Origin of the sequence: Segatella baroniae DSM 16972 = JCM 13447 (assembly GCF_000426585.1) — a bacterium.
Lineage (GTDB): Bacteria > Bacteroidota > Bacteroidia > Bacteroidales > Bacteroidaceae > Prevotella > Prevotella baroniae.
In genome coordinates this window covers 217,828-243,815 of the sequence record NZ_AUFQ01000003.1, presented here as the reverse complement: position 1 = coordinate 243,815, position 25,988 = coordinate 217,828, and the positions used below count along the sequence as shown (strand labels likewise).

Annotated in this window: 20 protein-coding genes, 1 tRNA gene and 1 pseudogene; 19 read left to right on the top strand and 3 right to left on the bottom strand. The window is 45.6% G+C overall.

The features are described 5' to 3' along the window. Nucleotides 1-25 precede the first annotated feature (25 nt). Nucleotides 26-700, top strand: a complete 675-nt coding sequence (locus K334_RS0104065) for a Crp/Fnr family transcriptional regulator (RefSeq protein WP_025880440.1) — start codon at nt 26-28, stop codon at nt 698-700. Nucleotides 701-711: 11 nt separating this feature from the next. Here the strand turns inward: K334_RS0104065 and K334_RS0104060 are convergent, their stop codons facing one another. Both K334_RS0104060 and K334_RS0104055 read right to left on the bottom strand, forming a co-directional pair. Further along, entirely contained in the window at nt 712-1,092 is a 381-nt protein-coding gene (locus K334_RS0104060) for a rhodanese-like domain-containing protein (RefSeq protein ID WP_025880441.1), read from the bottom strand. A 449-nt stretch (nt 1,093-1,541) separates the two neighbouring features. Then, entirely contained in the window at nt 1,542-4,796 is a 3,255-nt protein-coding gene (locus tag K334_RS0104055; protein ID WP_161625373.1) for a translocation/assembly module TamB domain-containing protein, read from the bottom strand. Nucleotides 4,797-4,817: 21 nt separating this feature from the next. On the opposite strand from K334_RS0104055, the gene K334_RS15005 reads away from it, so the two are divergent. From K334_RS15005 to K334_RS0103975, 16 genes are all read left to right on the top strand, one after another. Next, nucleotides 4,818-5,033: a hypothetical protein gene (locus tag K334_RS15005; RefSeq protein WP_161625372.1), complete on the top strand. Its 216-nt coding sequence runs from the start codon at nt 4,818-4,820 to the stop codon at nt 5,031-5,033. Between the two features lie 1,124 nt (nt 5,034-6,157). Beyond that, complete coding sequence (locus K334_RS0104050) at nt 6,158-7,510, top strand: Na(+)-translocating NADH-quinone reductase subunit A (RefSeq protein ID WP_025880442.1); 1,353 nt, start codon at nt 6,158-6,160, stop codon at nt 7,508-7,510. 5 nt (nt 7,511-7,515) lie between these two features. Further along, nucleotides 7,516-8,667 (top strand): NADH:ubiquinone reductase (Na(+)-transporting) subunit B, encoded by a 1,152-nt coding sequence (locus tag K334_RS0104045; RefSeq protein ID WP_025880443.1) that lies wholly within the window; start codon nt 7,516-7,518, stop codon nt 8,665-8,667. A gap of 11 nt (nt 8,668-8,678) precedes the next feature. Further along, entirely contained in the window at nt 8,679-9,317 is a 639-nt protein-coding gene (locus K334_RS0104040; protein ID WP_025880444.1) for an FMN-binding protein, read from the top strand. Nucleotides 9,318-9,343: 26 nt separating this feature from the next. Continuing rightward, the gene (locus K334_RS0104035) at nt 9,344-9,967 is read left to right on the top strand and encodes an NADH:ubiquinone reductase (Na(+)-transporting) subunit D (RefSeq protein WP_021588556.1); all 624 of its coding nucleotides are present in this window, start codon (nt 9,344-9,346) and stop codon (nt 9,965-9,967) included. A gap of 3 nt (nt 9,968-9,970) precedes the next feature. After that, nucleotides 9,971-10,597: an NADH:ubiquinone reductase (Na(+)-transporting) subunit E gene (gene nqrE / locus K334_RS0104030; protein ID WP_021588530.1), complete on the top strand. Its 627-nt coding sequence runs from the start codon at nt 9,971-9,973 to the stop codon at nt 10,595-10,597. 17 nt (nt 10,598-10,614) lie between these two features. Further along, complete coding sequence (gene nqrF / locus K334_RS0104025; RefSeq protein ID WP_025880445.1) at nt 10,615-11,883, top strand: NADH:ubiquinone reductase (Na(+)-transporting) subunit F; 1,269 nt, start codon at nt 10,615-10,617, stop codon at nt 11,881-11,883. 299 nt (nt 11,884-12,182) lie between these two features. Further along, complete coding sequence (gyrA, locus tag K334_RS0104020) at nt 12,183-14,819, top strand: DNA gyrase subunit A (protein ID WP_025880446.1); 2,637 nt, start codon at nt 12,183-12,185, stop codon at nt 14,817-14,819. 36 nt (nt 14,820-14,855) lie between these two features. Beyond that, on the top strand, nt 14,856-16,076 hold the full coding sequence (locus K334_RS0104015; RefSeq protein ID WP_027444553.1) for a tetratricopeptide repeat protein: 1,221 nt from the start codon (nt 14,856-14,858) through the stop codon (nt 16,074-16,076). Between the two features lie 221 nt (nt 16,077-16,297). Beyond that, a complete protein-coding gene (locus K334_RS0104005) occupies nt 16,298-17,506 on the top strand; it encodes a tetratricopeptide repeat protein (RefSeq protein ID WP_025880447.1) in 1,209 nt (402 codons plus the stop codon). 12 nt (nt 17,507-17,518) lie between these two features. After that, nucleotides 17,519-18,859: a DEAD/DEAH box helicase gene (locus tag K334_RS0104000; protein WP_025880448.1), complete on the top strand. Its 1,341-nt coding sequence runs from the start codon at nt 17,519-17,521 to the stop codon at nt 18,857-18,859. Between the two features lie 251 nt (nt 18,860-19,110). Beyond that, nucleotides 19,111-20,184, top strand: a complete 1,074-nt coding sequence (gene serC / locus K334_RS0103995) for a 3-phosphoserine/phosphohydroxythreonine transaminase (RefSeq protein ID WP_025880449.1) — start codon at nt 19,111-19,113, stop codon at nt 20,182-20,184. A 17-nt stretch (nt 20,185-20,201) separates the two neighbouring features. Further along, nucleotides 20,202-21,119: an NAD(P)-dependent oxidoreductase gene (locus tag K334_RS0103990; RefSeq protein ID WP_025880450.1), complete on the top strand. Its 918-nt coding sequence runs from the start codon at nt 20,202-20,204 to the stop codon at nt 21,117-21,119. Between the two features lie 91 nt (nt 21,120-21,210). Then, nucleotides 21,211-22,458, top strand: coding sequence for a DUF1015 domain-containing protein (locus tag K334_RS0103985; RefSeq protein ID WP_021588480.1), 1,248 nt, complete (start codon nt 21,211-21,213; stop codon nt 22,456-22,458). Further along, nucleotides 22,459-23,043: an IMPACT family protein gene (locus K334_RS0103980; protein ID WP_025880451.1), complete on the top strand. Its 585-nt coding sequence runs from the start codon at nt 22,459-22,461 to the stop codon at nt 23,041-23,043. A 111-nt stretch (nt 23,044-23,154) separates the two neighbouring features. After that, nucleotides 23,155-23,242, top strand: a tRNA-Ser gene (locus K334_RS0103975). A gap of 353 nt (nt 23,243-23,595) precedes the next feature. On the opposite strand, the pseudogene K334_RS15415 reads toward K334_RS0103975, so the two are convergent. Further along, nucleotides 23,596-23,894 (bottom strand): annotated as a pseudogene (locus K334_RS15415) (IS982 family transposase); the annotation flags it as partial. Nucleotides 23,895-24,021: 127 nt separating this feature from the next. Here K334_RS15415 and K334_RS0103970 point away from each other — a divergent pair. Together K334_RS0103970 and K334_RS0103965 are read left to right on the top strand one after the other, a co-directional pair. Beyond that, complete coding sequence (locus K334_RS0103970; protein WP_021588564.1) at nt 24,022-24,609, top strand: RNA polymerase sigma factor; 588 nt, start codon at nt 24,022-24,024, stop codon at nt 24,607-24,609. 111 nt (nt 24,610-24,720) lie between these two features. Beyond that, nucleotides 24,721-25,938, top strand: coding sequence for a FecR family protein (locus tag K334_RS0103965; RefSeq protein ID WP_025880454.1), 1,218 nt, complete (start codon nt 24,721-24,723; stop codon nt 25,936-25,938). The last annotated feature ends 50 nt before the right edge of the window (nt 25,939-25,988 follow it).

Sequence of the window (25,988 nt, the reverse complement as noted above, 5' to 3'; positions counted from 1 at the left end):
TGAATCATTGTTTTCATAGCATCGTATGTCGTCCGAACAATTGATGGAAGCCCTTGCGAAATGTCCCTTGTTCGCCGGACTGTCCCCCGCTGGGATAGCGTTTGCGTTGGGCGGTGTCGACTACAAGCTCGTCAGGTTCGCCCGCCACGACGTCTACGCCTTGGCCGGCATGCCCTGCGAGTGGGCCGACATCGTGCTGACGGGCACGCTTGTCTGTCGCATGTCGTCGGTGTCGGGCAAGCAAATAGAGGTCAGCAGGCTCCGGCCGGGCAACCTGGTGGCCCCGGCTTTCGTCTTCGCGAAAGACAATGCCATGCCCGTGAGCGTGGAGACCGACAGCGAGGTCACCGTCTTGCGCCTGCGGCCGGCCGACCTCCAACGCCTGATTGACGTCGACGAGACGCTCCGCATGAACTTCATACGCATATTGAGCAACATCGACGTCTTCCTCACCCGGAAGATGCGGGTGCTGAGTCTCTTCACCATCCGTGAGAAAGTGGCCTGTCTCCTGTTGGAGACGGCGGGCGAGCAAGGCGGCGACACCATCCATCTCCACCATTCGCGCCAGGCCATCGCCGATTCGTTCGGCATTCAGAAGTTCTCCTTGCTCCGCGTGCTTGCCGACTTGGAGAAAGAAGGCATTATCCTTGTCAAGGGCAAGGAGATTAGGATATTGGACAGGAAACGGCTTTCCTTGTAGGCCGTTTCCCCTTATTTTTGTATTCTTTTGCCTTTTTCCATCCACTCGATAATGCCACCTTTCAGGTTGACCACCTTGAACTGCGACTTCACCAGCATGTTGGCGCCCACCAGACTCCGCTTGCCCGAGCGGCAATAAACGCCGACCGGCTTGTCCTTGCTCAGAATCTGCTCGGCTTTTTCGCTGAATCCGTCCTGCTTCACGTCGATGTTGACGGCCGACGGTATGAAGCCGTTGGCAAATTCCTCGGGTGTGCGCACGTCCACCAGTTGTATCTTGTGGCGTAGCAGTAGGCTCTCAAACTGGTCGGCGTCCACCGTCTTGATGTTGGGATTGCCGCAACCGCAGAGTGAAGCCATGGCGCCGATGAGTGCTATGATGTTCTTTTTCATTTCGTTTCTCTTTAATTTACGTGCTGCAAATGTACGAATAATTGCCGACAAACCCGCATGAACCGTGCAAAAGCATGCCGCTCATTTCCAACCGCTGCCTTTTCGTCCGCCCAAAGCACTGCTTTCAGGAGCCCAAAGCACTGCTTTCATGGGCTAAAAGCACAGCTTCCATCACACAATCGCAGCCTTTCCGCTCGCCCGAAGCACAGCTTTCATCACGCAATCGCAGCCTTTCCGCTCGGACAAATGATTTCGCTGATGAATTATTCGCAGAGAAACTTTCAAGGGTAGAGTATGGCTGTCGGATTTGAAAAGGGAATAAATGAAGGCAACACCTTATTTCATGTGAATGGTCTGATGAACAAGGTAAAGAGTTTCAGGAGCAGTGGATGGAGTCCAAAATAATCCAACGACAATCGCGCACGTCTTCTGGGGAGCGCTTCAGGCTGTCACTTCTTCTTTTTCTTCTTCTTGAAAAGGTGCTTCCAGCCGTTGAATTCCTTTTTAATGACAAGCCCTATACCCTGTGTGTTCAAGCTGTTGCGGGTGAAATATCGGTCATTGGACTGGTTGTACACGCGAATGGAAAAGTTTCCATTCGGCGTAAGCAGGTATTTGGCCTCGAAATCGCCAATGAAGCTGGTGGAGGTTGCCGGGTTGTCCCGATAGCCGAACTGGCCGTTGACCAACAATCTGTTGTTGAGGAGGCGACCGGAAAGCAATCCCTCATACTCGGCATTGTTCCACCCCTCGTTGCCCGTGGATATGTTGGCGCCAAAATTCCAATTGTCATTCTTCGTGAGAGATGAAAGTACATTGTTGATTTGTTGGCTGACCGTTCCGCTCAGAATGCTCTGCATGGCGAGACTGGTCTGACTCTGCTGCATCCCTCTCGGCATGTCTTCGGCATTTTGGTTGTTCTGCGAATAGAATCTTCCGACAGCCAACAGATACAACACCTGTTGATTCATCTCGTTTTCGCTGTTGATAACGCTATAGACCATTTGTTTCGCCTCGTTGTTGAGCGTTGGGATGTCGAGAGAGAAATCCAACCTGGGATTGGCCGGTGTTCCGGAAATGTTCATAAAGCAATTCACCTTCACATTGTTGGTCGTAAAGCTCTGTCCCATGTTCAGGTCTGCTAAACTTACCGCAGGAACCGTGTATTGAGCCTTTAGGTCGAGTGCTGCCGCATAAGGGTCGCCTCCGAAGGCGATGGTTCCACCTTGATTGAAGAGAAATTCTTTTTTGACAATGTTCTGTATGGTGAGTTTGTATGTTCCATGGTCTATGACATAATTGCCATACATCTCAAAGCGACCCTTGTTGAAATAGCTGGCACGAAGCACGCCATTTCCATATAAAGATATATAATCTCCTGTTTTGTCATCCATCAACAGCTTCAGTGAGGCATAGGGCGTCATGTTGATGAGGAAATTGATTCGCATATTCGAGGGAGTGTCCTCCTTCTCGTCCGAATCGGCAACATGACCGACAGATAAACTGTCATGTTGCTGGAGCGTGGGGGGGAGGGGCGACCTCCAATGAATGAACTCTTGGTTGCCGACTCCGCCAGGGCTTGCGGTATTGTAAACGAACTGCGACCCCCGCTCAGGAGTTACGTCGATGTCCAAGGATATTTCTCCATTGTGCTCGTAGACATGGCAGGTGCCTGATGTGTAGGCGGTCCCGTAGAAAGTGTTGTCGCCAAATTCGTGGGTGTCGTAAGAAAGCAGATTCCGTGCCGTTATATTCAAATCGTATGTTAATTGGGTCAAATTCTGATGTCGCAAAACGCCATTGACAATCCCCAAATTGCCATTCCTGTCGTATACGGAGTCTCTGGATAGGATAATATGGTCGGGAATCATCCTTATCGTGTCGTTGGCTAACCGATATGTGGTGTTGGTCGGAATGATTCTTATCGTTCCGTCCGCTACCAACTCTCCTGTCAAGTTCATCGCACCCAGCGGGCCGGCAAGTCGGACTGCTCCCACTGCGGAAGCATTGATGTCGTCCATGAAACTGCCGCAGAAGCTTTTCAGAAATTTGATGTTGGTCTTTTGGGCTCGAATGGTCAGGTCTATATTGTCGTGTAAAGGCGAGACGAATCCGTTGATCAGAGTCTTTCGGTCGCCATCTTGTTCTGCAACGGCGTCTATATTGATCTTGCCTTCGTTGCTGTCATAAACTGCTTTTGCCCGAAGGAGGCCCAGATTGCCTTCTTGGAACTTGAATTTGTCAACGCTCAATTGCGCTTCCATCTCAGGATGGTGAAAAATCGAAGATATACTTGCGACACCCGTTGCCTCTCCGCCGAAAGAAACGGCGTGAAAATTGAGTAGATTCAGCAAGTAACCGACATCGACCTCCTTCAAATCCAGTATGAGCTTGTCCGATTTGTTTCGCGAAGCCAGCCCGGAAACAATGATGTGTTGTTTGTTGTGCTCAACGGCGAAATGGTCGACAATCAAATTGTCTTTTGAATAAACAATGTCGCAGGGTTCGATATTCCACGTTGAATCGCTCACAAATATGTGCGACGGCAATACCTTCACGTGTGCGGTGGCTTGTTTCTTCTCATTGAAGAAGAAGGATGTCTGTGCGTTGAGGGCTCCTCGCAACCGCTTTGTCCTGCCGTTGTCGAACTCTATTGTGGACAACAGATAATCCTTGACTGCCGCTGCTTTGATGGCTACGGAAAGTTCTTTGCCTTCTTCCTCTTCCCTAATGAAAGAGGTGACCATCTTCAGAGAGTCATTAGGTGAGGAAACGACAATGTGTCCGTTTTTGAATCTATTGCCATTATACTCAAAATGTGGAAGACTGACATTCAACGCAACCTGTTTCTGGCGGCCGTGCACATAACCTTGCAAGTCGGCCGGCTGAAAAATGTTCACGGGGATGGTGAAAAACTTTGATATGAAATCGGAATTGTTCAAATGCGCCGTTATGCTAAAATCATTATCTGCACCCATCTCTGTCTTTGTCGCCGACAGGCCGGGCATGGAGGGCAGGTAGCTCTTGACGAGGTTGCTTAACGTAAAAGGCAATTGGGTGTAATCAAAGTTGCCCCGAAGATTCAGAGTTCCAAAGTCGCTTGTCACAGAAACATTTTTCTTGCCCTGCTCTTTTCCAATATCTACGTGCAGGCTTTTTAGAGCAAAATCCCCTTTTTGCCCTGTCATGGAGAAATCGGATATCCTCAGAAATCCCAAAGCCTCGTTCAGTGAACGTCCAGAGAAATTGGCTGCTATATCTGCGTCAAAACGACTATCGCCCCATCGGTTCGTCAATCTCAAGACTGACGGACAGAATCGCTTGACCTGAATGGTTGCATCAATTGTCGGTATGTTTTTTTTCGTCAGATAAGTTCCACTTGTCTTGATGGATCCATTCGGATCGTCCATATCGAGAGAGGCCTCCAGATGCGTATCGGAGGCACTCTTGAGATAGCGTCCGTTAAAATCCAAACTTCGATAAGTGTATCCGTTGTAAACCAAGTTGGACAAACTTCCTTGCCCTTTTAAATCAAGTTTGCCCCTTGACAAGTCGCCTTTCACGAATGCCTGCACATTGACAGAACCTAATGCGGGTTTGGCAAACAGCCTTCCTAAATCGAAATGTCCGTCGGTAATCTGTCCTGTCACATGCGTACCGATTTTGGAGAAGTTGACATCTGCTTTCCCAAGATCAGTCGACAAGGAGCCGTTTATCGAAAAATCATGCACATGGCCCTTGGCTTGCCCACGCAGCGTGAGGGCATGAAGCCTTTTGAAAGGCAGGGGAAGCCATCCGAGCGCAATCAATTCGTCAATCCCCTGCTGTCTGACATCAAGCAGATGCAATTTGATATCGGCGTGTGGGCTGTTCTGCCTTTTATGGAAATTCACCATTCCCGAAACAGCCAGCCTCACTCCCATTTGTCGACTATGGAGTGAAAGGTTTAGGATAGTGGCCGTTTGGTTGCTGAAACCAAATTTTGAGGAGAAGTTGAATTGATACCGAACCTGTTTCAAACTTGGAATCAGACAGCCCATGTCCGGTAGGAAAACCTTACCATTCAGTTGCACATTATTATTTAATGATATGGCATGCCAAGAGCGGTCGGTGGTGGAATGGTACAGAGAGAAATCTGATAGTTTGACAAAGGATTCGGGCAGCCGCAAGGTAAAATCCCGAACCTGCCAATGCCCAGCTTTGGCAGACAGCCCAAAATGGAGGTCCTTGACAACAAGCCCTGAATGTTCTTGAAACGAAAGATTCTTGAGCGAGGCCGAGATACTGCCATCCTTTTGGACAGCGAAGCTCAGATGGGCGTTTAGATGACGAATGTCTATATGGTTGAAATCCAGTTTCCGTTGGGTACGGTCAACGGGTGAATGCCAATTGTCGAATTTTATCCCGCTGTTTCGTACCACCAGAGATTTTATGTCGAAATTCAGGGAAGTCTCTGTCGCATCTTCATCCGATTTAAACGCATCGATAATGAACTGACAGTTCAAGTCGGAAGTCGCCGTTTCTTTATATATATTTGCATACATATTAAAAAATTGCGCGGATGTTATATTTATCTTTCCACAAAGCAGGTCGTAGAGAGAGAGTTTTACCGACAAGCGGCTTGACTTCAACAGGGGCTTTTGATGGCGGTCGTAAACTTCGAATCCGTCGATAATCACGCGGTTGAAGATTCCCAAATCCACACGTTTAAGGACGACTCTTGCTCCTATTTTCTTTTCTAAAGCAGTACTTGCCGTATGAGCAATGGCATTCTGTACTACTGGAATGTTCAGTAATAGAATACAGGCGATGTAGATTGATACCAAAGTCCACACAAAGCCATTTAATATATGAGCTATCCTTTTCAGCTGAAATCGTTCTGAATTTGTATTACAAAATTACATTTTAAATGGTGAATACTAAAATAAAAAGTTGTTTTATTTTTACATACATTTAATTTTGATTATATTTGCACGAGATTTCGGGCAATATGTATCTTGGGTCTTATGTCAAAAAAGATGGTTTGATTATTTTGAAGTATTTAAATAAATGTAGTTTCTAAACTATGGTGAATGTCATTAAGTTACGTAAAGGCTTAAACTTAAACCTTAAAGGCAAGGCTACCAAGGAAAAGATTTCGACCGAACTGCCGGCGGAAGTGGCTTTGGTGCCTGCTGCTTTTGAGGGGGTCGTTCCTAAACTGGTCGTTAAAGAGGGAGAGCAAGTACAGGCTGGCAGTGCATTGTTTGTCAACAAGAATTTTCCTGAAGTAAAGTTCGCCTCACCTGTTAGTGGTAAAGTTACAGCCATCATAAGGGGCGATAGACGAAAAGTCCTCTGTATTAAAGTGCAGACTGACAGTGAGCAAGGTTATATAGACTTTGGGAAAAAGGACGTTTCTTCTTTGAGTGGTGAGAAAGTCAAGGAAGCATTGTTGGAAGCCGGTTTGTTTGGTTATGTCAATCAGTTGCCATACGCGATTTCCACAAACCCTACAACAGAGCCAAAGGCTATTTTTGTTTCTGCATTTAGGGACATGCCGTTGGCAGCAGACTTTGAAACGGAGCTTGAAGGCAATGAGGAGGCGTTTCAAACAGGCCTGACGGCCTTGAGCACGATGGGCAAGGTTTATTTGAGCGTCAGCGTTGAGCAAAAGAGCACGGCATTGCTCAACGCAAAAGACGTTGAAATCAATGCTTTCGACGGTCCCTGTCCAGCTGGAAACGTTGGAGTTCAAATCAATCATATTCTTCCTATTAATAAAGGTGAAGTTGTTTGGACAGTGGATCCTGCGTCTGTGATTTTCTTTGGTCGACTATTTTTGACGGGGAAGGTCGATTTACAAAAACGCATCGCCATTGGAGGGAGTGAAGTTATCCATCCTTGCTATGTCGAAACCATTGTCGGCGCACCATTCTCCACAATATTGCAAGGGCGATTGTTGCATAGTGAACATATTCGAATCATTAACGGCAACCCGTTGACAGGAAACGTTAGTTCCCTCGAAGACTATGTAGGAGCCCATACTTCAGAAATCACATGTATTCCAGAGGGAGACAATGTAAATGAAATCTTAGGATGGATCAGTCCCCGATTAAATAATTTCTCGGTTTCACGCAGTTATTTTTCATGGCTGTTTGGCAAAAACAAGGAATATGATTTGGACGCACGTGTCAAGGGCGGTAAGCGTCACATGATTATGAGCGGAGAATACGACAGCGTGCTCCCTATGGATGTTTATGCAGAGTATCTTATAAAGTCCATTATTGCCGGTAACATCGACAGGCAAGAGCAGCTGGGGATTTATGAAGTAAGTCCGGAAGACTTCGCCCTGGCCGAATTTGTGGATAGTTCGAAAATGCCACTGCAAAAGATTGTTCGCGAGGGACTGAACACATTACGAAAAGAAAACGCATGACGACTATGAGTTTAAGAAAATATCTCGATAAAATTAAACCAAACTTTCAAAAGGGAGGAAAACTTCACGTATTTGAGAGCGTATTTGATGGGTTGGAAACATTTCTTTACGTGCCGAACACAACTTCGAAGAGTGGCTCCAGCATCCATGACGCCATCGATTCAAAGCGTATCATGAGCATGGTCGTAATAGCACTTTTGCCTGCCATGTTTTTCGGCATGTATAATGTTGGCTATCAAAACTATCTGGCAGCCGGCACATTGGCAAGTGCTTCTTTTCTGGAAGTCTTTTGCTATGGCTTTTTAGCCGTATTGCCTAAAATCTTAGTCAGCTACATCGTTGGCTTGGGGATAGAATTTGCTTGGGCTCAATGGAAGCACGAGGAAATACAGGAAGGCTATTTGGTGTCTGGCATTATCATTCCTTTAATCATACCTGTCACGACGCCGTTGTGGATGCTCGCGCTAGCTTGTGCTTTTGCCGTGATTTTTTGTAAAGAGATTTTCGGAGGTACAGGGATGAACATCTTCAATGTCGCCGTCGGGGCACGTATGTTCTTGTTTTTCTCTTATTCGTCAAAAATGACAGGAGATATGGTGTGGGTTGCGCAAAACTCACTCCTGGGATTGGGCAACAATCTCGCTGATGGCTTTACAATGGCAACTCCACTCAGTCAAATAGGGCAGGGACTTGCACCGAATGCAGGCATCTCTGATATGGTCATAGGACTCATACCTGGCTCTATTGGAGAGACTTCCGTCATTGCCATTGCAATCGGTGCCATTATATTATTGTGGACTGGCATTGCATCATGGAAGACAATGGGAAGCGTGTTTGCCGGCGGCATTGCGTTGGCGCTTGTTTTTAAAGCCATGGGGATGACATCCATATCGTGGTACGAACATCTTTTTTTAGGTGGTTTCTGCTTTGGCGCCGTTTTCATGGCTACAGATCCGGTAACCTCTGCACGAACAGAAACTGGCAAATACATATATGGATTTTTGATAGGGGCGATGGCTATTATCGTAAGAGTTATGAACCCCGGATATCCCGAGGGCATGATGCTTGCGATATTCTTTGGGAATATGTTTGCGCCCCTCATAGATTACTATGTTGTAGATAGAAATATCACGCGCAGAGCAAATCGTATTAAGTAAGGAGAAAAAGTATGAAAACAAACACAAACTCATATACAGTCGTTTATTCTGCCGTATTGGTTGTTGTCGTCGCTTTTCTGTTGGCATTTGTCTATACGGCTCTAAAACCGATGCAGGACATCAATGTGGCCTTGGATCAAAAGAAACAGATTTTGTATTCTTTGAATATTCGTAGTTTGTCGAACGAAGAAGCAGAAAAGACTTATAACCAAACGGTTAAGGCCTTGAATAAAGACGGTCTAGTATATTACGAATGCAAGGTGAAGAATAAGACTGTTTATGTTTTTCCACTCAAGGGGATGGGATTATGGGGCGGCATATCCGGCTTCATCGCAATTGATGGTTCTGATATGAATACTGTTTATGGTGCCTATTTCAATCATGAAAGTGAAACTGCCGGTCTTGGAGCGGAAATCAAGGATAACCAAGCATGGCAAGAAAAGTTTATAGGCAAAAAGGTCTTCAAGGTAGGCTCTTCTGATATTGTCTTGGGTGTCAAGAAGGTTGTCAAGAATCCTGAAAATGAGGTCGATGCCGTGACGGGAGCGACTTTAACTTCCAATGGTGTAGATGAAATGTTAAAGGATTGCTTGGCGAAGTATAAACTTCCACGTCTTATCTCAGAAGCGGCATTGTCTCCAGAAAAATAGTTTTGTGCAAATAGAAAATAAATATTATGTCATTATTTAGCAAACAAAATAAAGAGGCTTTCTGCAATCCATTAAATCTGGATAATCCTATAATGGTGCAGGTTCTTGGAATCTGTTCTGCTTTAGCCGTCACTTCGCAACTGAAGCCAGCCATTGTCATGGGACTTGCAGTTACGATTATTACAGCATTTTCCAATGTAATCATCGCGACCATTCGTAAAACGATTCCCAATCGAATACGTATTATCGTGCAATTAGTTGTTGTTGCCGCTCTGGTAACGATAGTAAGTCAAGTTTTGAAAGCGGTGGCATATGACGTGAGTGTGCAGCTCTCCGTCTATGTAGGACTGATTATAACAAATTGTATTTTAATGGGGCGTCTGGAGGCATTTGCCATGAACAACAAACCTTGGCCAAGTTTCTTGGATGGCGTTGGCAATGGTTTGGGCTATGCAATGATTCTCGTAATCGTAGGTGCCGTGCGCGAGTTGTTGGGACGCGGCAGTTTGTTGGGTTTCCAAATCATTCCCGAAAGCGCGTATGAAGTTGGTTATATGAATAATGGTATGATGACAATGTCTGCAATGGCCCTCATTCTTGTGGGCTGCGTTATCTGGGTGCATCGTGCTTTTTTTTATAAGGAGAAATAGTACATGGAACACTTGGTTAATTTATTCTTTCGTTCAATCTTTGTTGACAACATGATCTTTGCTTATTTTTTGGGTATGTGCTCCTATCTGGCCGTATCTAAAAATGTAAAGACCTCTTTGGGATTGGGCTTGGCGGTAACGTTTGTTTTACTGATTACCGTACCTGTCGATTATCTCCTTCAAACCAAAGTCTTGGGACCTGATTGTATCGTTCCGGGAGTCGATTTGTCATATCTTAGTTTCATTCTGTTCATTGCAGTTATAGCAGGTATTACCCAACTGGTTGAAATGGTCGTGGAAAAATATTCGCCATCTCTCTACAGTGCCTTGGGTATATTCCTACCGCTCATTGCCGTGAACTGTGCCATCATGGGGGCTTCATTGTTCATGCAGCAACGTATTTTGATGGAACCCTCTAATACGCAGGCGATAACGAGTGTGCTTGACAGTGTTGCTTATGCTGTTGGCTCCGGTCTTGGTTGGACATTGGCTATAGTCGCAATGGGTGCCATTAGAGAAAAAATGGAATATTGCGATGTCCCTCGACCATTGCAAGGGTTAGGCATAACATTCATAACGGTAGGGCTCATGGCCATGGCCATGCTATGCTTTAGCGGATTGAAATTTTAAGGCGGAGGATTTTCTTTATGACAGAATTTATATCAGTAAGTATCGGAGTATTTTTGGTTACGATAATCCTCTTGGTCATCGTTTTGCTGGTGGCAAAAAAGTATTTAAGTCCAAGTGGTAACGTAAGTATAGAGATAAACGGAGACAAGACACTGTCAGTGGGACAAGGAGGCTCATTGATGTCCACCCTAAATGAAAACGGCATATTCCTTCCATCCGCATGTGGAGGAAAAGCCAGTTGTGGCCAGTGCAAGGTTCAAGTTTTGGAAGGCGGGGGAGAGATTCTCGACTCCGAGCGTTCGCACTTCACCCGCAAACAAATAAAAGACCATTGGCGTTTAGGTTGCCAATGCAAGGTAAAGGGCGACCTGAAGATAAAGGTGCCCGAAAGTGTCATGGGGGTAAAAGAGTGGGAGTGTACAGTCATATCCAACACGAATGTGAGTTCGTTCATCAAAGAGTTTAAAGTCGCGTTGCCGGCAGGAGAACACATGGACTTTATCCCAGGGTCGTATGCACAGATAAAGATACCCGCATACGATTGCATCGATTATGACAAAGACTTTGACAAAGAGGCCATAGGAAAAGATTATATAGGGACATGGGAAAAGTTCAACTTGTTCTCCCTGAAAGCGCACAATCCCGAGCCGACTGTGCGCGCTTATTCCATGGCAAACTATCCTGCGGAAGGAGACATCATCACATTGACTGTTCGTATTGCAAGCACACCCTTCTTGCCCAGACCGCAAGTTGGATTTCAGGACGTACCGACAGGCATTGGTTCTTCTTATATCTTCAGCTTAAAGCCTGGCGACAAAGTGCTCATGAGCGGGCCTTACGGAGATTTCCATCCTAACTTCACTTCTGGAAAAGAAATGATATGGATAGGCGGAGGCGCTGGAATGGCACCATTGCGAGCCCAAATCATGCACATGACAAAGACACTGCACACTACAGACAGAGAAATGCACTTCTTCTATGGCGCACGTGCTTTGGTAGAGGCCTTTTTCCTGGAAGACTTTTGGGCGTTGGAAAAGGAATTCCCCAATTTCCACTTTCATCTGTCGCTTGACAGGAAGGATCCTGTCGCTGACGAGCAAGGAGTGAAATACTATGAAGGTTTCGCCGTCAACTGCATTAGAGATTCGTATCTTAAAGACCACGAGGCTCCCGAAGATTGCGAATACTATCTTTGCGGCCCCCCAATGCTGATTAAGACCGTTACTGATTATCTTGACAGCCTTGGCGTTGAACAAGATGCAATCATGTATGACAACTTTGGCTGATCATTCTTCAATCTTGAGCAAGGGTTGTTGGCCAAAGGGCGTATAAGAACCAACCGAATGCAAGGAGGCTAAAATTTTAGCTTCCTTTTTTATGATTCCGCTTCTTGCACATTATCATAAGCTGCAAATAATTTGTAAATTCGCGTGAATTAATTCCAATAATTTGAATATACCAGTTATTTTGTATAATTTAGCAACTTGAAAAATTAGTAAAACGTCTTAAATCAAAAGGAAATGTGCTTAAAAGAGATTCTTATGTATTTAGGGCGAGCTCTTAAATAAGAAAAAAGAAAAAATAAATGGACGAAAATCAGACAATTGACCAAGACCGCATCTTGAAGATAAACATCGAGGAAGAGATGAAATCTTCATACATAGATTATTCCATGTCCGTCATCGTTGCCCGTGCTCTTCCTGATGTGCGTGATGGATTCAAACCTGTTCATCGACGTATCCTGTATGGAATGCTTGGAATTGGCAACACCAGTACGAGTCCATACAAGAAATGCGCCCGTGTCGTTGGAGAAGTACTTGGTAAATATCATCCCCATGGAGACAGCTCCGTGTATGGGGCTTTAGTCCGGATGGGGCAAGATTGGAACATGCGTTACAAACTTGTTGATGGACAAGGAAACTTTGGATCCGTGGATGGAGACTCTCCCGCAGCCATGCGTTATACGGAGTGCCGATTGTCAAAGATGGGCGAGCATATCATGGACGATCTTGAAAAAGATACCGTGGATATGACCAACAACTTCGACGACACGCTTCAGGAGCCGACGGTCATGCCCACGAGAATCCCCAATTTGTTGGTCAATGGAGGAAACGGTATCGCCGTGGGAATGGCGACGAACATTCCCACCCATAACCTCGGTGAAGTCATCGATGGCTGCTGTGCATACATTGACAATCCTGATATTGACACAGATGGCTTGATGCAGTATATTCCCGCCCCCGACTTTCCTACAGGGGCAACGATTTATGGGCTTCAAGGCGTCAAGGATGCGTATGAGACAGGGCGGGGGCGAATCATCATCAGGGCTACTGCCGACATTGAGAGCGGCGAAGACCACGATAAGATTGTCATTACGGAAATCCCATACGGCATCAACAAGCAACAACTGATAGAGTATATTGCAGAATTGGTAAAAGAAGGAAAGCTTGATGGCATTTCCAACGCGAACGATGAGTCGGGCCGTCAAGGCATGCGTATCGTCATAGATGTCAAGCGGGAAGCCAATGCAAACGTCGTGCTCAACAAACTGTTTAAAATGACGGCATTGCAAAGCTCTTTCTCTGTCAACAGCATTGCGCTTGTAAAGGGACGTCCACGAATTTTAAACCTCAAGGAGTGTATCAAATACTTTGTCGAGCATCGCCATGAGGTTACCATCAGGCGTACGCAATATGATTTGAAGAAAGCGCAGGAACGTGCACATATATTGGAAGGCTTGATTATTGCCTGTGACAACATCGATGAAGTGGTTCGCATCATCAGGAACAGCAAGACTCCGTCCGATGCACAGGTGAATCTTGAAAAGCGTTTTGATCTTGACGAACTTCAGAGCAAAGCCATTGTAGACATGAGACTGAGTCAGTTGACCGGTCTGAGGATGGATCAATTGCACGCCGAATACGAGGAACTTGAACGTCAAATAGATTATTACAATCAAATCCTTAACGATCCGGAGCTATGTAAGAAGGTGATGAAAGATGACCTTCTGGAAGTGAAGGAAAAGTATGGAGACGTGCGTCGCACCATGATCAAGCCTTATGACCACGAGTTTAATCCGGAAGATTTCTATCCAAACGACCCTGTTGTCATTACAGTCAGTCACATGGGCTATATCAAACGGACTCCTCTTTCTGACTTCAGAGAGCAGGCACGTGGCGGTGTCGGCAGTAAAGGGGCCCGTCATCGCGAACAGGACTTCACGGAATTTATCTATCCGGCCACCATGCACCAAACGATGCTGTTCTTTACGAAGAAAGGCAGATGCTACTGGCTCAAGTGTTATGAGATTCCGGAGGGAGGCAAAGACTCCAAGGGAAGGGCCATCCAGAATATGCTTAATATAGAACCTGATGACGCCATCAATGCGATTTTGCGCCTGAAAGGGTTGAATGACGATGACTTCGTCAATTCTCATTACGTGGTGTTTGCAACCAAGAACGGAACTGTAAAAAAGACCAGTCTCGAAGCTTATTCGAGGCCACGTACAAACGGTGTCATTGCCATCAATATTACAGAAGGAGACGAAGTTGTTGACGTTCGTCTCACCAATGGCGACAACGAACTGATTATTGCAAACAAGAATGGACGTGCTGTGCGCTTTAACGAGAATACGGTTCGCACCATGGGTAGGACAGCCACGGGTGTCCGCGGAATGAGGTTGGACGATGCAAACGACCAGGTTGTTGGTATGGTAGTTGTCAACAATCCCGAAGAAGAAACGATTATGGTTGTCAGCGAAAATGGCTACGGAAAACGTTCGCAAGTGGAAGATTACAGGGTTACAAATCGAGGTGGCAAGGGCGTGAAAACCTTGAATGTCACTGAGAAGACCGGGCTTCTGGTTGCCATCAAGAATGTGACGGATGAAAACGATTTGATGATCATCAATAAGAGTGGAATCGTAATTCGACTTGCCGTTGCAGACTGCCGCGTTATGGGTCGGGCTACGCAAGGTGTGAAGCTCATTAATCTGGAAAAGAAAAACGATGTCATTGCGAGTGTCTGCAAAGTCATGTGCTCAGAGTTGGAAGCGTCTGTCGAAGAAGAAAGCCGCTCGAAATGGGCCATGAAGAATCAGGAAATCAAAAATGACATCAACCCTCTTGCCTCTGTAGGTGGAAATGCAGCTCCAGACGACATGGACAACGATTCATCAACGAACAATGTAAAGGAAGGACTTGCTTCTGAAGAATCAAATTAACAAAGAAAATAACCAAACCTTTTAAACAATTCAATTATGAAAAAATTGATAATTGCTGCAATGATGATACTAGGTACATCTACAGCATTTGCTGGTGACAGCGAACCATTGAAGGCCATTCTTAAGGCCAAGACCTATGAAGAGGCACAAAGCCTTTTGAAATCAAGTCTCAGCCAATTGGCGAATGCCGAGGAAAAAGCAAAGGCTTACAATAAACTGGTAGACCTGGCAATGGATAAGGTTAATAAAGAGCAAGCCATTATCACTTCCAACCAGATGGCCAGCCAATTTGGACAAGGGAAGCAACAGGCTTTCGACACGCTCGGCTTTTACAATGCCGTGATGGAGGCCATGCAAAACGCCATGCTTTGCAACCAGTTTGACCAGCAGCCCAATGAGAAGGGAAAGGTGAAGCCCAGATTCCAGAAATCAAACTCAGATAGACTTTGGGGACTTAGAACCCATTTGATCAATGGTGGACAGCAGGCCGGTAACGCAGAAAACACAGCACTTGCCTTTAAGAACTATGCACTTTACGTCGATTCATCCACCGATCCTCTTTTCAATGGCGTGGACAAGTCCAAGACTCCAGACCAGTATCTAGGTGAAGTAGCCCGCGTTGCTGCTGTCTTTGCATTTCAAAGCAAGCAAATGGACGACGCGAACAAATATGTAGACATTGCGATGAAGGATACGGCTGTGTATAAAGACGCACTTAATCTGAAGCTTTACATCATGCAGCAGGGGCTCAAGACCCGTGAAGACTCTGTCAACTATGTCAACAAACTCAAGGGGCTCTATACGCAGGACAGCAAGAACGATCAGATTTTCGCCACTCTGGCAAGCATGTATGGAAGTCTGAAAATGACAGCAGAGCAAGACCAGGTCATCAAGGACAAACTCGCGAAAGAACCGAATAATTTTTCAGCCTGGGCCTTGAAGGGACAGAATGAAATGAATGCCGGTAACATGGAAGAGGCGATTGCAAGTTTCAAGAAGGCTTCTGCCATCGACGACAAGAATGTCATCATCTTGACATATTTGGGCTTCTGCTTGAACTCGAAAGCGGCAAATTTGAACACTGTTCCTGAACAGAAGGCTCTATACAAAGAGTCTATGGAGATTTTGGAAAAGGCAAAAGAGTTGGACCCGGATCGTGAAAAAGCCAATTGGAGCTATCCCCTGTACCAATGCTATTACACAATCTATGGTGCCAATGACGCAAGAACCAAGGCGATGGAAAGTCTTAACAAATAACAAACTCTTAAAAGGCAGCAGTCGTTTGGCTACTGCCTTTTTTCTTAATCTATGCCCTTTGCTTGGCATATAAAAGGCCTGTCTGGGAAAAACATGCTGGAAAAGATGGATTGCTTTCCTATTCTCCACCATTGCTTGACAAGCCAAAGTAAGATGCTTCTTGATGTTGCCTTCCAATCCAGGCACCATGGTTTTCATTTAATCATCAAATTCCATAAAAGATGAAGAAATCACTTTGGATCGTACTGTTAAACTTCGCCTTTGTTTTGGGGTATTCGCAGAATAAGGATATTTCTACCGCCAAGAGCCTTGTCAGAACCGGCAAGAATCTTCCGAAAGCCGAACAACTTATGAGAGATTTGTTGGCAGATTCCGTCAATCGTCAAAACGATAGGATATGGACGATTCTCTTTGAGTCGATTCGCAAGCAGTATGAAAATGAAAACGAGAAATTGTATTTGAAGCAAAAATATGATACAATCTCTCTATTCATGCAGACCCAAAAGATGTTTTCCGTCTTGGACGACTATGACAAAGCCACGGCCGCACGCTCCGATAAAAGGGGAAAGGAAGGATTCGCCTTCAAAAAGAAATATACGGAAATCCTCGACGAATATAGGCCTAATCTATACAACGGAGGATTGTTTTTCCTTGGCAAGCAGAAGTATGACACGGCATATCGTTTCTTTGACGAGTACATCAACACGGCCCACAAACCTTTGTTTTCTTCCTTTCATTATCTTGACAGCGACAAGCTACTCCCCGAAGCGGCCTATTGGGCCGTGTATTGCGGCTACAAGCTCCACAATCCCAAAGCGACGTTGCACCATTCTTATTTGGCTTTGAAAGATACGGCCAACTACTGTCTCATGCTGCAATATCTGGCAGAGACGTATCGTGCGGAAAACGACACCGCCAGATACTTCTCCACGTTGAAAGAAGGCTTCTACAAATATCCGTCTTTCCCTTATTTCTTCCCAAGGCTCGTTGAACATTACTCCCGAAAGAACGATTATGACAGCGCGCTGGCTATATGCGATTACGGATTGGTGGTCGACAGTACGAATCAAAATTATCTGTTTGCAAAAAGCACCATTTTATTGAATACATCCCAGTACGACAAATGTCTGACCGTCTGCTTGAAACTCATCTCCTTAAACGACAGTTTTCCCGATGCGTTCTTGAATGCCGCATTGGTTTATTACAATCAGGCCATTGAACTGGACAAGAATTACTCTGTCGCGAGGTCGCAGCACGCAAACATCATTCGGTTTTACCGTGAGGCTCTAAAATATTTTGAGCGGTATCGAGCACTCGCGCCCGATCGGCAAGACCGGTGGGCCCTTCCCCTATACACCATCTATCTCAACCTGAATATGGGAAAGGAATTTGACAACATCGACAAGATTCTCCGAAACATGAAAAAATAAATATAGGACATTATGGAATATCTAAATCAAGTCTTGGACAAACTCGGTTATAAATTGAATGCCATGCAACAAGATGTTTACGACACCTTGAGGCATAAAGACAAAAGCAACGTCATGGTCTTGTCGCCGACGGGGACGGGCAAGACGCTGTCATATCTCTTGCCCATCATTGAACAGTTGGACACTTCGACCACCCAGCTGGAATGTCTTGTTGTCGTCCCGGGAAGAGAGCTGGCCATGCAGTCTGCCGATGTGTTGAAGAGCATGGGGACGGATATAAACGCATGTGCATGCTTCGGAGGAAGACCCGCGATGGACGAGCATAGAATAATGCGCAAGCTTCAGCCTAAAATCATTTTCGGGACACCGGGACGACTGAACGACCACATTGCGAAAGGCAACATTTCGACCGAACACATACGCTATGTTGTTTTGGACGAGTACGACAAGTGCTTGGAATTGGGCTTTCGCAACGAGATGACAAGCCTGCTGTCAACCCTTCCGGCACATGTCGGACACGTCTTCTTGTCCGCAACACGCTGCAAGGAACTGGAAACAGGCGGTTTCACAAGCCATTACACCACACTTGACTACCTTGTCCCCAAACGCGCCATGGCTGACAGGATAAAACTATACCAAATCAACAGCAGTGACAAAGACAAGTTGGCATGTTTGCTAAACCTTTTGTTTTATCTTGGCGACCAAAGCACAATCGTCTTTCTGAATTATCGTGACGCGGTAGAGCGTGTGGCCAATTTCCTGAAATCATTCGGCTTCATGCCCGCGGTCTACCATGGTGGACTTGATCAGGCCGGGCGCGAAGATTCTCTTTACAAGTTCATGAATGGAAGCTCCAACATTCTGGTCTGCACGGATTTGGGGGCGCGGGGGCTGGACATGCCCGATGTGCAGAACATAGTCAACTATCATCTTCCGGAAACGCCGGAATCGTTTATCCATCGAGTGGGACGCACCGCGAGATGGAACGCTGTCGGAAGGGCCTTTGTCATTGTTGGCCCCGAAGAGTCCATACCTTCTTATGTAGAAGCGGAATTTGAACCGTTTGATTTGCCTGTCGCAGAACAGCAACTTGACCCTCGCAGTCGGGCTGTTCCGCTTCCCAAGATGACCACCCTCTACATAGGCAAAGGGAAGAAAAACAAAATCAGCAAAGGAGATGTCGTAGGATTCTTCTGCAAGCAATGCGGTCTGTCGAGCCAAGACATTGGCCGAATTGACATATATGACTATTATTCGTTGGTTGCTGTAGACAGAACGTCAGCCCCCTTCGCGCTCAAGAAGGCCAAAGGACTTAAAATAAAAGGTATCAAGACGATAGTTGAAGAAAAATAGATAATTTATCGCAAAATCCTTTGCGATTCCAAAATAGTTGTTTATCTTTGAGACAAAAGGAACCTTTTTACTCTTGGAAAAGCCTTGTTGTGATAAATTTATGTCATGAATAATTGGGAATACATAGCAAAACGTCACAAAATTACTTATTGTTGCTTATTTTTGTATAGATATTTGCGTGAATCAAATAATTAGTGTATTTTCGCAACATGGATTATTTACCTATTATTTAAATATCTAATTTTTACCAAATGGAAAAGTACAATTTTAATGCAGGTCCGTCGATGCTTCCACGCGAAGTCATTGAGAATACTGCCAAGCAAATTCTGGATTTCAATGGTTCCGGCCTTTCTCTGATGGAGATAAGCCACCGCTCAAAAGACTTCCAGCCAGTTGTGGACGAGAGCGTTTCTCTGTTCAAGGAGCTCTTGCAGATTCCGGAAGGCTATTCCGTCATTTTCTTGGGAGGTGGCGCCTCGTTGCAATTCATGCAGATTCCTGCCAATTTCCTGATTAGAAAAGCTGCTTATGTCAATTCCGGAACTTGGGCCAAGAAAGCACTTAAGGAGGCTAAAATGTTTGGTGAAGTAGTGGAAGTAGCTTCTTCTGCCGATTCCAACTATACCTATTATCCATTTGGATTCGAGGCTTCGGTGCCTGAAGATGTGGATTATCTGCACATCACGACAAACAACACAATCTATGGAACCGAAATCTTGAAGGATCCGGACGTGAAGGTTCCCATGGTTGCGGACATGAGCTCGGACATTCTGAGTCGCCCCGTCGACGTTTCCAAATATACGGCCATCTATGCCGGTGCACAGAAAAACATCGCCATGGCAGGCGTCACAGTCATTATTCTCAAGGACGATATGCTTGGCAAGGCCCCCAGGGAGTTGGCGACGATGATCGATTATCGCACTCACGTCGAGAAGGGGTCGATGTTCAACACGCCGCCGGTTGTGCCTATTTACTCCATGTTGGAAACTTTGAGATGGGTGAAGAAGAATGGAGGTGTAGAGGCTGCGGCACAGAGAGCGCATCAGCGTGCCGAATTACTCTATGGAGAAATTGACAGGAACAAATTGTTCCGTGGTACGGTCGCAGAGGACTCTCGGTCGCTCATGAACATCTGCTTCGTCATGAACGACGAATACAAGGAGCTTGAAAAGCCGTTCTTCGACTTTGCCACGGAACGAGGCATGGTTGGAATCAAGGGACACAGAAGTGTCGGCGGTTTCCGGGCTTCTTGCTACAATGCGCAGACGGTCGAGGGAGTCAATGCCTTGATAAAGGCCATGAGAGAGTTTGAAGCCAAATACTAACCATAATCCTAAAAGCTATGAAGATATTGATTGCAACAGAGAAGCCGTTTGCTTCTGCTGCCGTAGCCCGTATGCGGGATGAAATCGAAAAGGCTGGCCATGAACTTGAACTCTTGGAGAAATATTCGGAAAAGTCTCAACTGCTGTCGGCTGTTTCCGAAGCCGACGCACTGATAGTTCGCTCCGACAAGGTCGACGCCGAAGTCTTCGAAGCCGCCAAACAGCTGAAAATCGTAGTACGGGCTGGAGCTGGTTATGACAATATTGACTTGAATGCGGCCACAGTCCACCATGTCGTTGTGGAAAACACTCCAGGCCAAAACGCCAACGCTGTGGCTGAACTTGTTTTCGGATTGCTTGTCTATGCAGTCCGCAACTTCTACAACGGCAAGTCTGGTTGTGAACTCAAGGGCAGGAAGATTGGTCTGTTGGCATTTGGAAACGTAGGACGCAATGTCGCCAGAATAGCCAAAGGATTCGACATGGACGTTTATGCCTACGATGCCTATTGCCCCGCCGATGTCATTGAGGCCGCAGGCGTGCATCCTGTTCGGAACCAGGAAGAGCTGTTTGCGACATGCGACGTCGTCTCGCTGCATATCCCCGCAACTCCGGAAACAAGGAACAGCATCGACCATGCGCTTGTCGGCAAGATGAAGAAGGGCGGGGTGCTCATCAACACCGCCCGGAAGGAAATCATCAACGAAGCGGAATTGTTGCGGCTTCTGTCCGAGCGTGAAGACCTTAAATTCATCACCGACATCAAGCCCGACGCCCATGAGGATTTCTTGAAGTTGGAAGGAAGATATTTCTCCACCCCGAAGAAGATGGGAGCGCAGACTGCGGAAGCCAACCTGAACGCGGGTGTCGCCGCTGCCTGCCAGATAAACGCATTCTTCAAGGACGGGTGCACAAAATTCCAAGTCAACAAATAAATCCGCCCCCCGCCTTCTGTATAGGAAGGCGGGGGAGATTACGTTTTTCAGCGAGATTTATTATCTAATTACCATCAATACTTTTTTACTTATGGCTACCATAAAACCTTTCAAGGGCATACGTCCACCCAAACAGTATGTGGAAGATGTGCAAAGCCGCCCTTATGACGTGTTGGACTCTGAGGAGGCACGCCTGGAGGCTGGCGATAACGAGAAGAGCCTGTATCACATCATCAAACCTGAAATCAACTTTCCCGAGGGAACTTCCGAATATGACCCTCGGGTCTATCAAAGCGCGAAAGAGCATTTCCAGGATTTCATCAACAAGGGTTGGCTGGTTCAAGATACGACAGATTGCTATTATCTGTATGCCCAGACGATGGATGGCAAAACCCAATATGGTTTGGTCGTAGGCGCGCTGGTCGACGACTACCTCAATGGCGTCATCAAAAAGCACGAACTCACCCGCCGCGACAAGGAAGAAGACCGCATGAAACATGTCAGGGTCAACAATGCCAACATCGAACCGGTCTTCTTCGCCTATCCGGACAACGAGGTGCTGGATCGAATCATAAAAAGATATGCAGCCCTGCCCCCTGAGTATGACTTTGTGGCAAAGGAAGACCATTTCAGACACCAATTCTGGATAGTTGACAAGCAGGAAGACATTCTTGCAATCACAAAGGAATTCGAGAAAATGCCGTCGCTCTATATTGCCGACGGCCACCATCGTTCTGCCGCAGCAGCCCTTGTCGGTGCGGAAAAAGCACAACTCAATCCCAACCATACAGGGACCGAGGAATACAACTACTTCATGGCCGTCTGTTTTCAGGCCAGCCAGTTGACCATTTTAGACTACAATCGTGTTGTGAAAGACCTGAACGGACTTGATTCCAGTCGGTTCCTCGACAGGCTCAAAGAGAACTTCGACGTGGAGGACAAGGGCGAAAACGTTTACAAACCCGGTCGACTGCACGAATTTTCACTCTATCTCGACGGACATTGGTACAGCCTCATTGCGCATCCGGACACTTATGACGAGACTGATCCCATCGGCGTCTTGGATGTCGACATCTCGTCACGTCTCATCCTGAACGACATTCTGGGGATTACCGATCTCAGAAGTGACAAGCGGATCGACTTCGTTGGGGGACTGCGCGGACTCGAAGAGCTGAAGCGGCGTGTTGACAGTGGAGAAATGCGCATGGCCTTGGCCCTCTATCCCGTCACGATGAAACAGATCATGGACATCGCCGACAGTGGCAAAATCATGCCGCCAAAGGCCACATGGTTCGAACCTAAACTCAGAAGCGGCCTGGTCATCCACAGCCTGGAATAAATGGGGGACGAATACAAGACCATATCCAACAAGAGCATAGGCGAGGGATTTTACTCAGAATTGAAAAGTAAGTTCCTCGCCTTTGCCCATCATGTGGAAACGATCGACGAGGTCAAGTCCGTCATCAGCCAATATCGAAACGACTATTATGATGCGCGTCATGTCTGCTATGCGTACATGCTGGGGGCGGAGCGTGCCGTTTTCAGGGCAAACGACGATGGAGAACCGAGCAGTACGGGGGGCAAACCGATTTTGGGACAAATCAATGCCAATGAGTTGACCGACATTCTCGTCATTGTTGTCCGCTACTACGGAGGGGTGAACCTTGGTACGAGCAGGCTGGCGACGGCTTATCGAACGGCTGCGGCTTTGGCCATCGAGAACTCGGTCGTGGAGCAAAGGCGTGTCGAAGAAACCTTTTCATTCAAGTTCGCCTATGAGCAGACAAAAGACATCATGAAGGTCATCAAGGACTTCGACGCGCGCATCGTCCGACAGCATTATGACATCGACTGCTCCATGACACTTGCCGTCCGCAAGAGGGACGTGGGGCGGCTTGAAGCGCAAATCAAGAAAATATTGTAAAATATATTTTGCCATCTCAACGAATCTTTATACTTTTGCAGTGCAATCACGAAGGAGCGACCTGCGGCGATGGATTGTCAGACCGACGACCGCAGCTTTCCCTTTAAAAAAGGAAGATTGGCAGAGTGACCGAATGCGCTGGACTCGAAATCCGGTATACCCTTTCCGGGTATCGGGGGTTTGAATCCCTCATCTTCCGCAAAAAAAGCTCACATTCAGCACACTGTTGTGTAGATTGAATGAACAAGCGTTGCAGACCGAGCGGTCTGCAACGCTTGTTTTAGCCGGTCTTCATGGGGTTCTGCCTTTTAGTATGTCTTGTTACAAATTGTGGTAGTCGAAGCCAAAGCTGCCCTTTTGGCTTGTAACGGTTATCCTTTTAGCCTTCAAAAAGGCTGCTTTCGCGTTGTAAAAGCAGTCCCTTCTCCTCCGAAAAGCAATCCTGTCGCAACCCACTTGGCCATGTGCCGTCCGACAAAATCTCGATATGATTGGAGAACTTGGAGAGGTGCTTGAACATTTGGCCACATATTGATTTGTCTCAAATTCTCCCCCCCTTGGGGCAATACCCTTGAACACCTTCTGAATGTGTGTCCTTAGGTTTCGACAAAACATGAAGTGGGGGCTATACACAAAGTTTTTCAAGATAGAAATGTTTCAGGCAACGGTAGCCTGAGCCGTGGAAGGGAATCGTAATAAGCATGAATTTCTGCCTTTGACATCGTAGAATCATGGTAACAAGCTCTTTTCTTAACCGCTTTTAGCGTGTATTTTGCCATCATTGTATCAAAAAACTTGCGGAAATCATCTGCCATACAAAATATTTCTGTAATTTTGTTCTCGGTGATTATTGCGATTTTTGTTTGTAATTCTTTGTTTTTAGTGCTATAAAGTTATGACAAATTTTGCTAATCATCAAATTTACAAGTATTTATATATCATCGAACTCACATTAAAATATGTCTTAACAAGAAGAAAATGATGTTTAGCAAACAACAACAAATTACTACGCTTTGGATAGAGTTTCTGGATGGAAATGAATTGGCATTTTCTCGTCTCTACCTTCTGTTCTTTGATGATTTGTTGGCGTATGGTCATCGTGTAGGGGGGGATGACAAAATGGTAGAAGATGCGATTCAGGATTTGTTCGTCAAGTTATATCAAAAAAAAATTGAATTACAGGACAACACAAAGTTGCGTCCTTTTTTGTTTCGTGCTTTAAAGAATCAAATTTATAATCAACACCTTCGCAATTCTAAACTTCGCTCACTTGAGAATTATGATTTTAATTTGAATTATACGATTGATGAAGAGGTCTTTTCTAATGAGCAGCAGGGGCTCTCTGAGGAAGTGCATCATATTATGAGAGGACTCAGTGGTCGTCAAAAGGAAATCATTTACCTTAGATTTGTACATGAAATGAGTTTTGACGAAATTTCAGAAATAATGGACATCCACGTACAATCAGCTCGTAATCTTTTATTTCGATCAATAGAGAAGATTCGAAAAGGAGTTCCAATGGCTTCTTTTTTATCTGTTTTGCAAGCAATTACTATACAGTTGTAAGTCGTCTGCTATTCTTCTTTTTTGTTTTAGTTGCATATTTTCGTCCGAAAAACACAGGTTGTGAGTATAAAAATGCGTTCTTATTTGTCATAGAATAAATAGTGGATGCTAATGGCGCAATATACTTATAAAGACATAGAGCAATTTTTATTAGACGACAATCTGTTCCAATGGGCAAAGTATGGAACAGTGGTTGATGGTTTTGATTTGGAGTCTTATAAACTTAAATATCCTGGTTATGAAGCAAGGATTGACTTCGCAATCACTGTTATTCGAGGCGTTAGAGTGGTCGAGGATTGTCAAAAGACGAGCGTCTCGTATAAAATGTATCGCTTTGATGCGATGATAGATACTGCTCGGAAGTGCGATTCGCATGTGTTGGCGTCACCTGTTTCGAGACGTTCGGTGTCTCTTCGTTATCGATGGGCGATGTCTATAGCAAGTGCAGCAGCCGTATTTTTGCTTTGTTTGGTCGTATCTCATCTGCTAACAGACTCTTCGCATACCTATACGGCCCATACCCCAATCGCTTTGAGAATGGATTCTTTATACCACTCTAAACAAGTGAAGGTCTTTTTAAATGGTGAACAAGTCGTTGGATTAGATAAGAACAATGCTTCGATTAAGGTAGGAGAGGATGGTGCCATAAGTGTCGACGACCAGTTCGTCATAGATTCCCGGGTAGGAAAAGTTGATGTGAACCAGATTGTCGTTCCGTACGGGAAACGCTCAAAGATTCTTTTGCCTGACGGCTCTACCTTGTGGGTCAATTCCGGCTCTTTTATATCTTATGCTTCTAATTTCTCAACGAACAGAATCTTGAATGTACAAGGAGAAGTCTATCTTGATGTGAAAAAAGATGCAGGTCATCCATTTGTGGTAAAGACGAATCGTTTAGAAGTAACGGTATTGGGGACTTCATTTAATGTGACTGACTATGCGAGTGATAGCGAATCGGCCGTTGTACTTGTACAAGGTAGTGTGGATGTGAATGTTGGGAATACGGTTAGAAAGCGTTTGGTTCCTAACCAGCGGCTTTCCAATGATCATGGGAAGGTGAACATCGGTCAGGTAGATGTTTATCGGTACATTTGTTGGAAAGACGATTTGATGAATTTCAATGGACAAAAATTAAGTGATATATTGAAATCTCTGTCCAGATATTATGCGGTTAGGATAGAATTAAGTGGTGATTTGAAAGAAGAACTGTACCATGGTAGCCTTGATTTGAATTGCACAATAGAAGACGTCTTGGCAACGATTTCGTTAACAACTCCTTTGCAAATCGTTAAAGCAAAAGATGTGTTTTATATCAAACCTAAGAAATAGAAGCCAGAGGGACAAGCTTAATAATAAATAGATGTTTAACTTTAAAATGT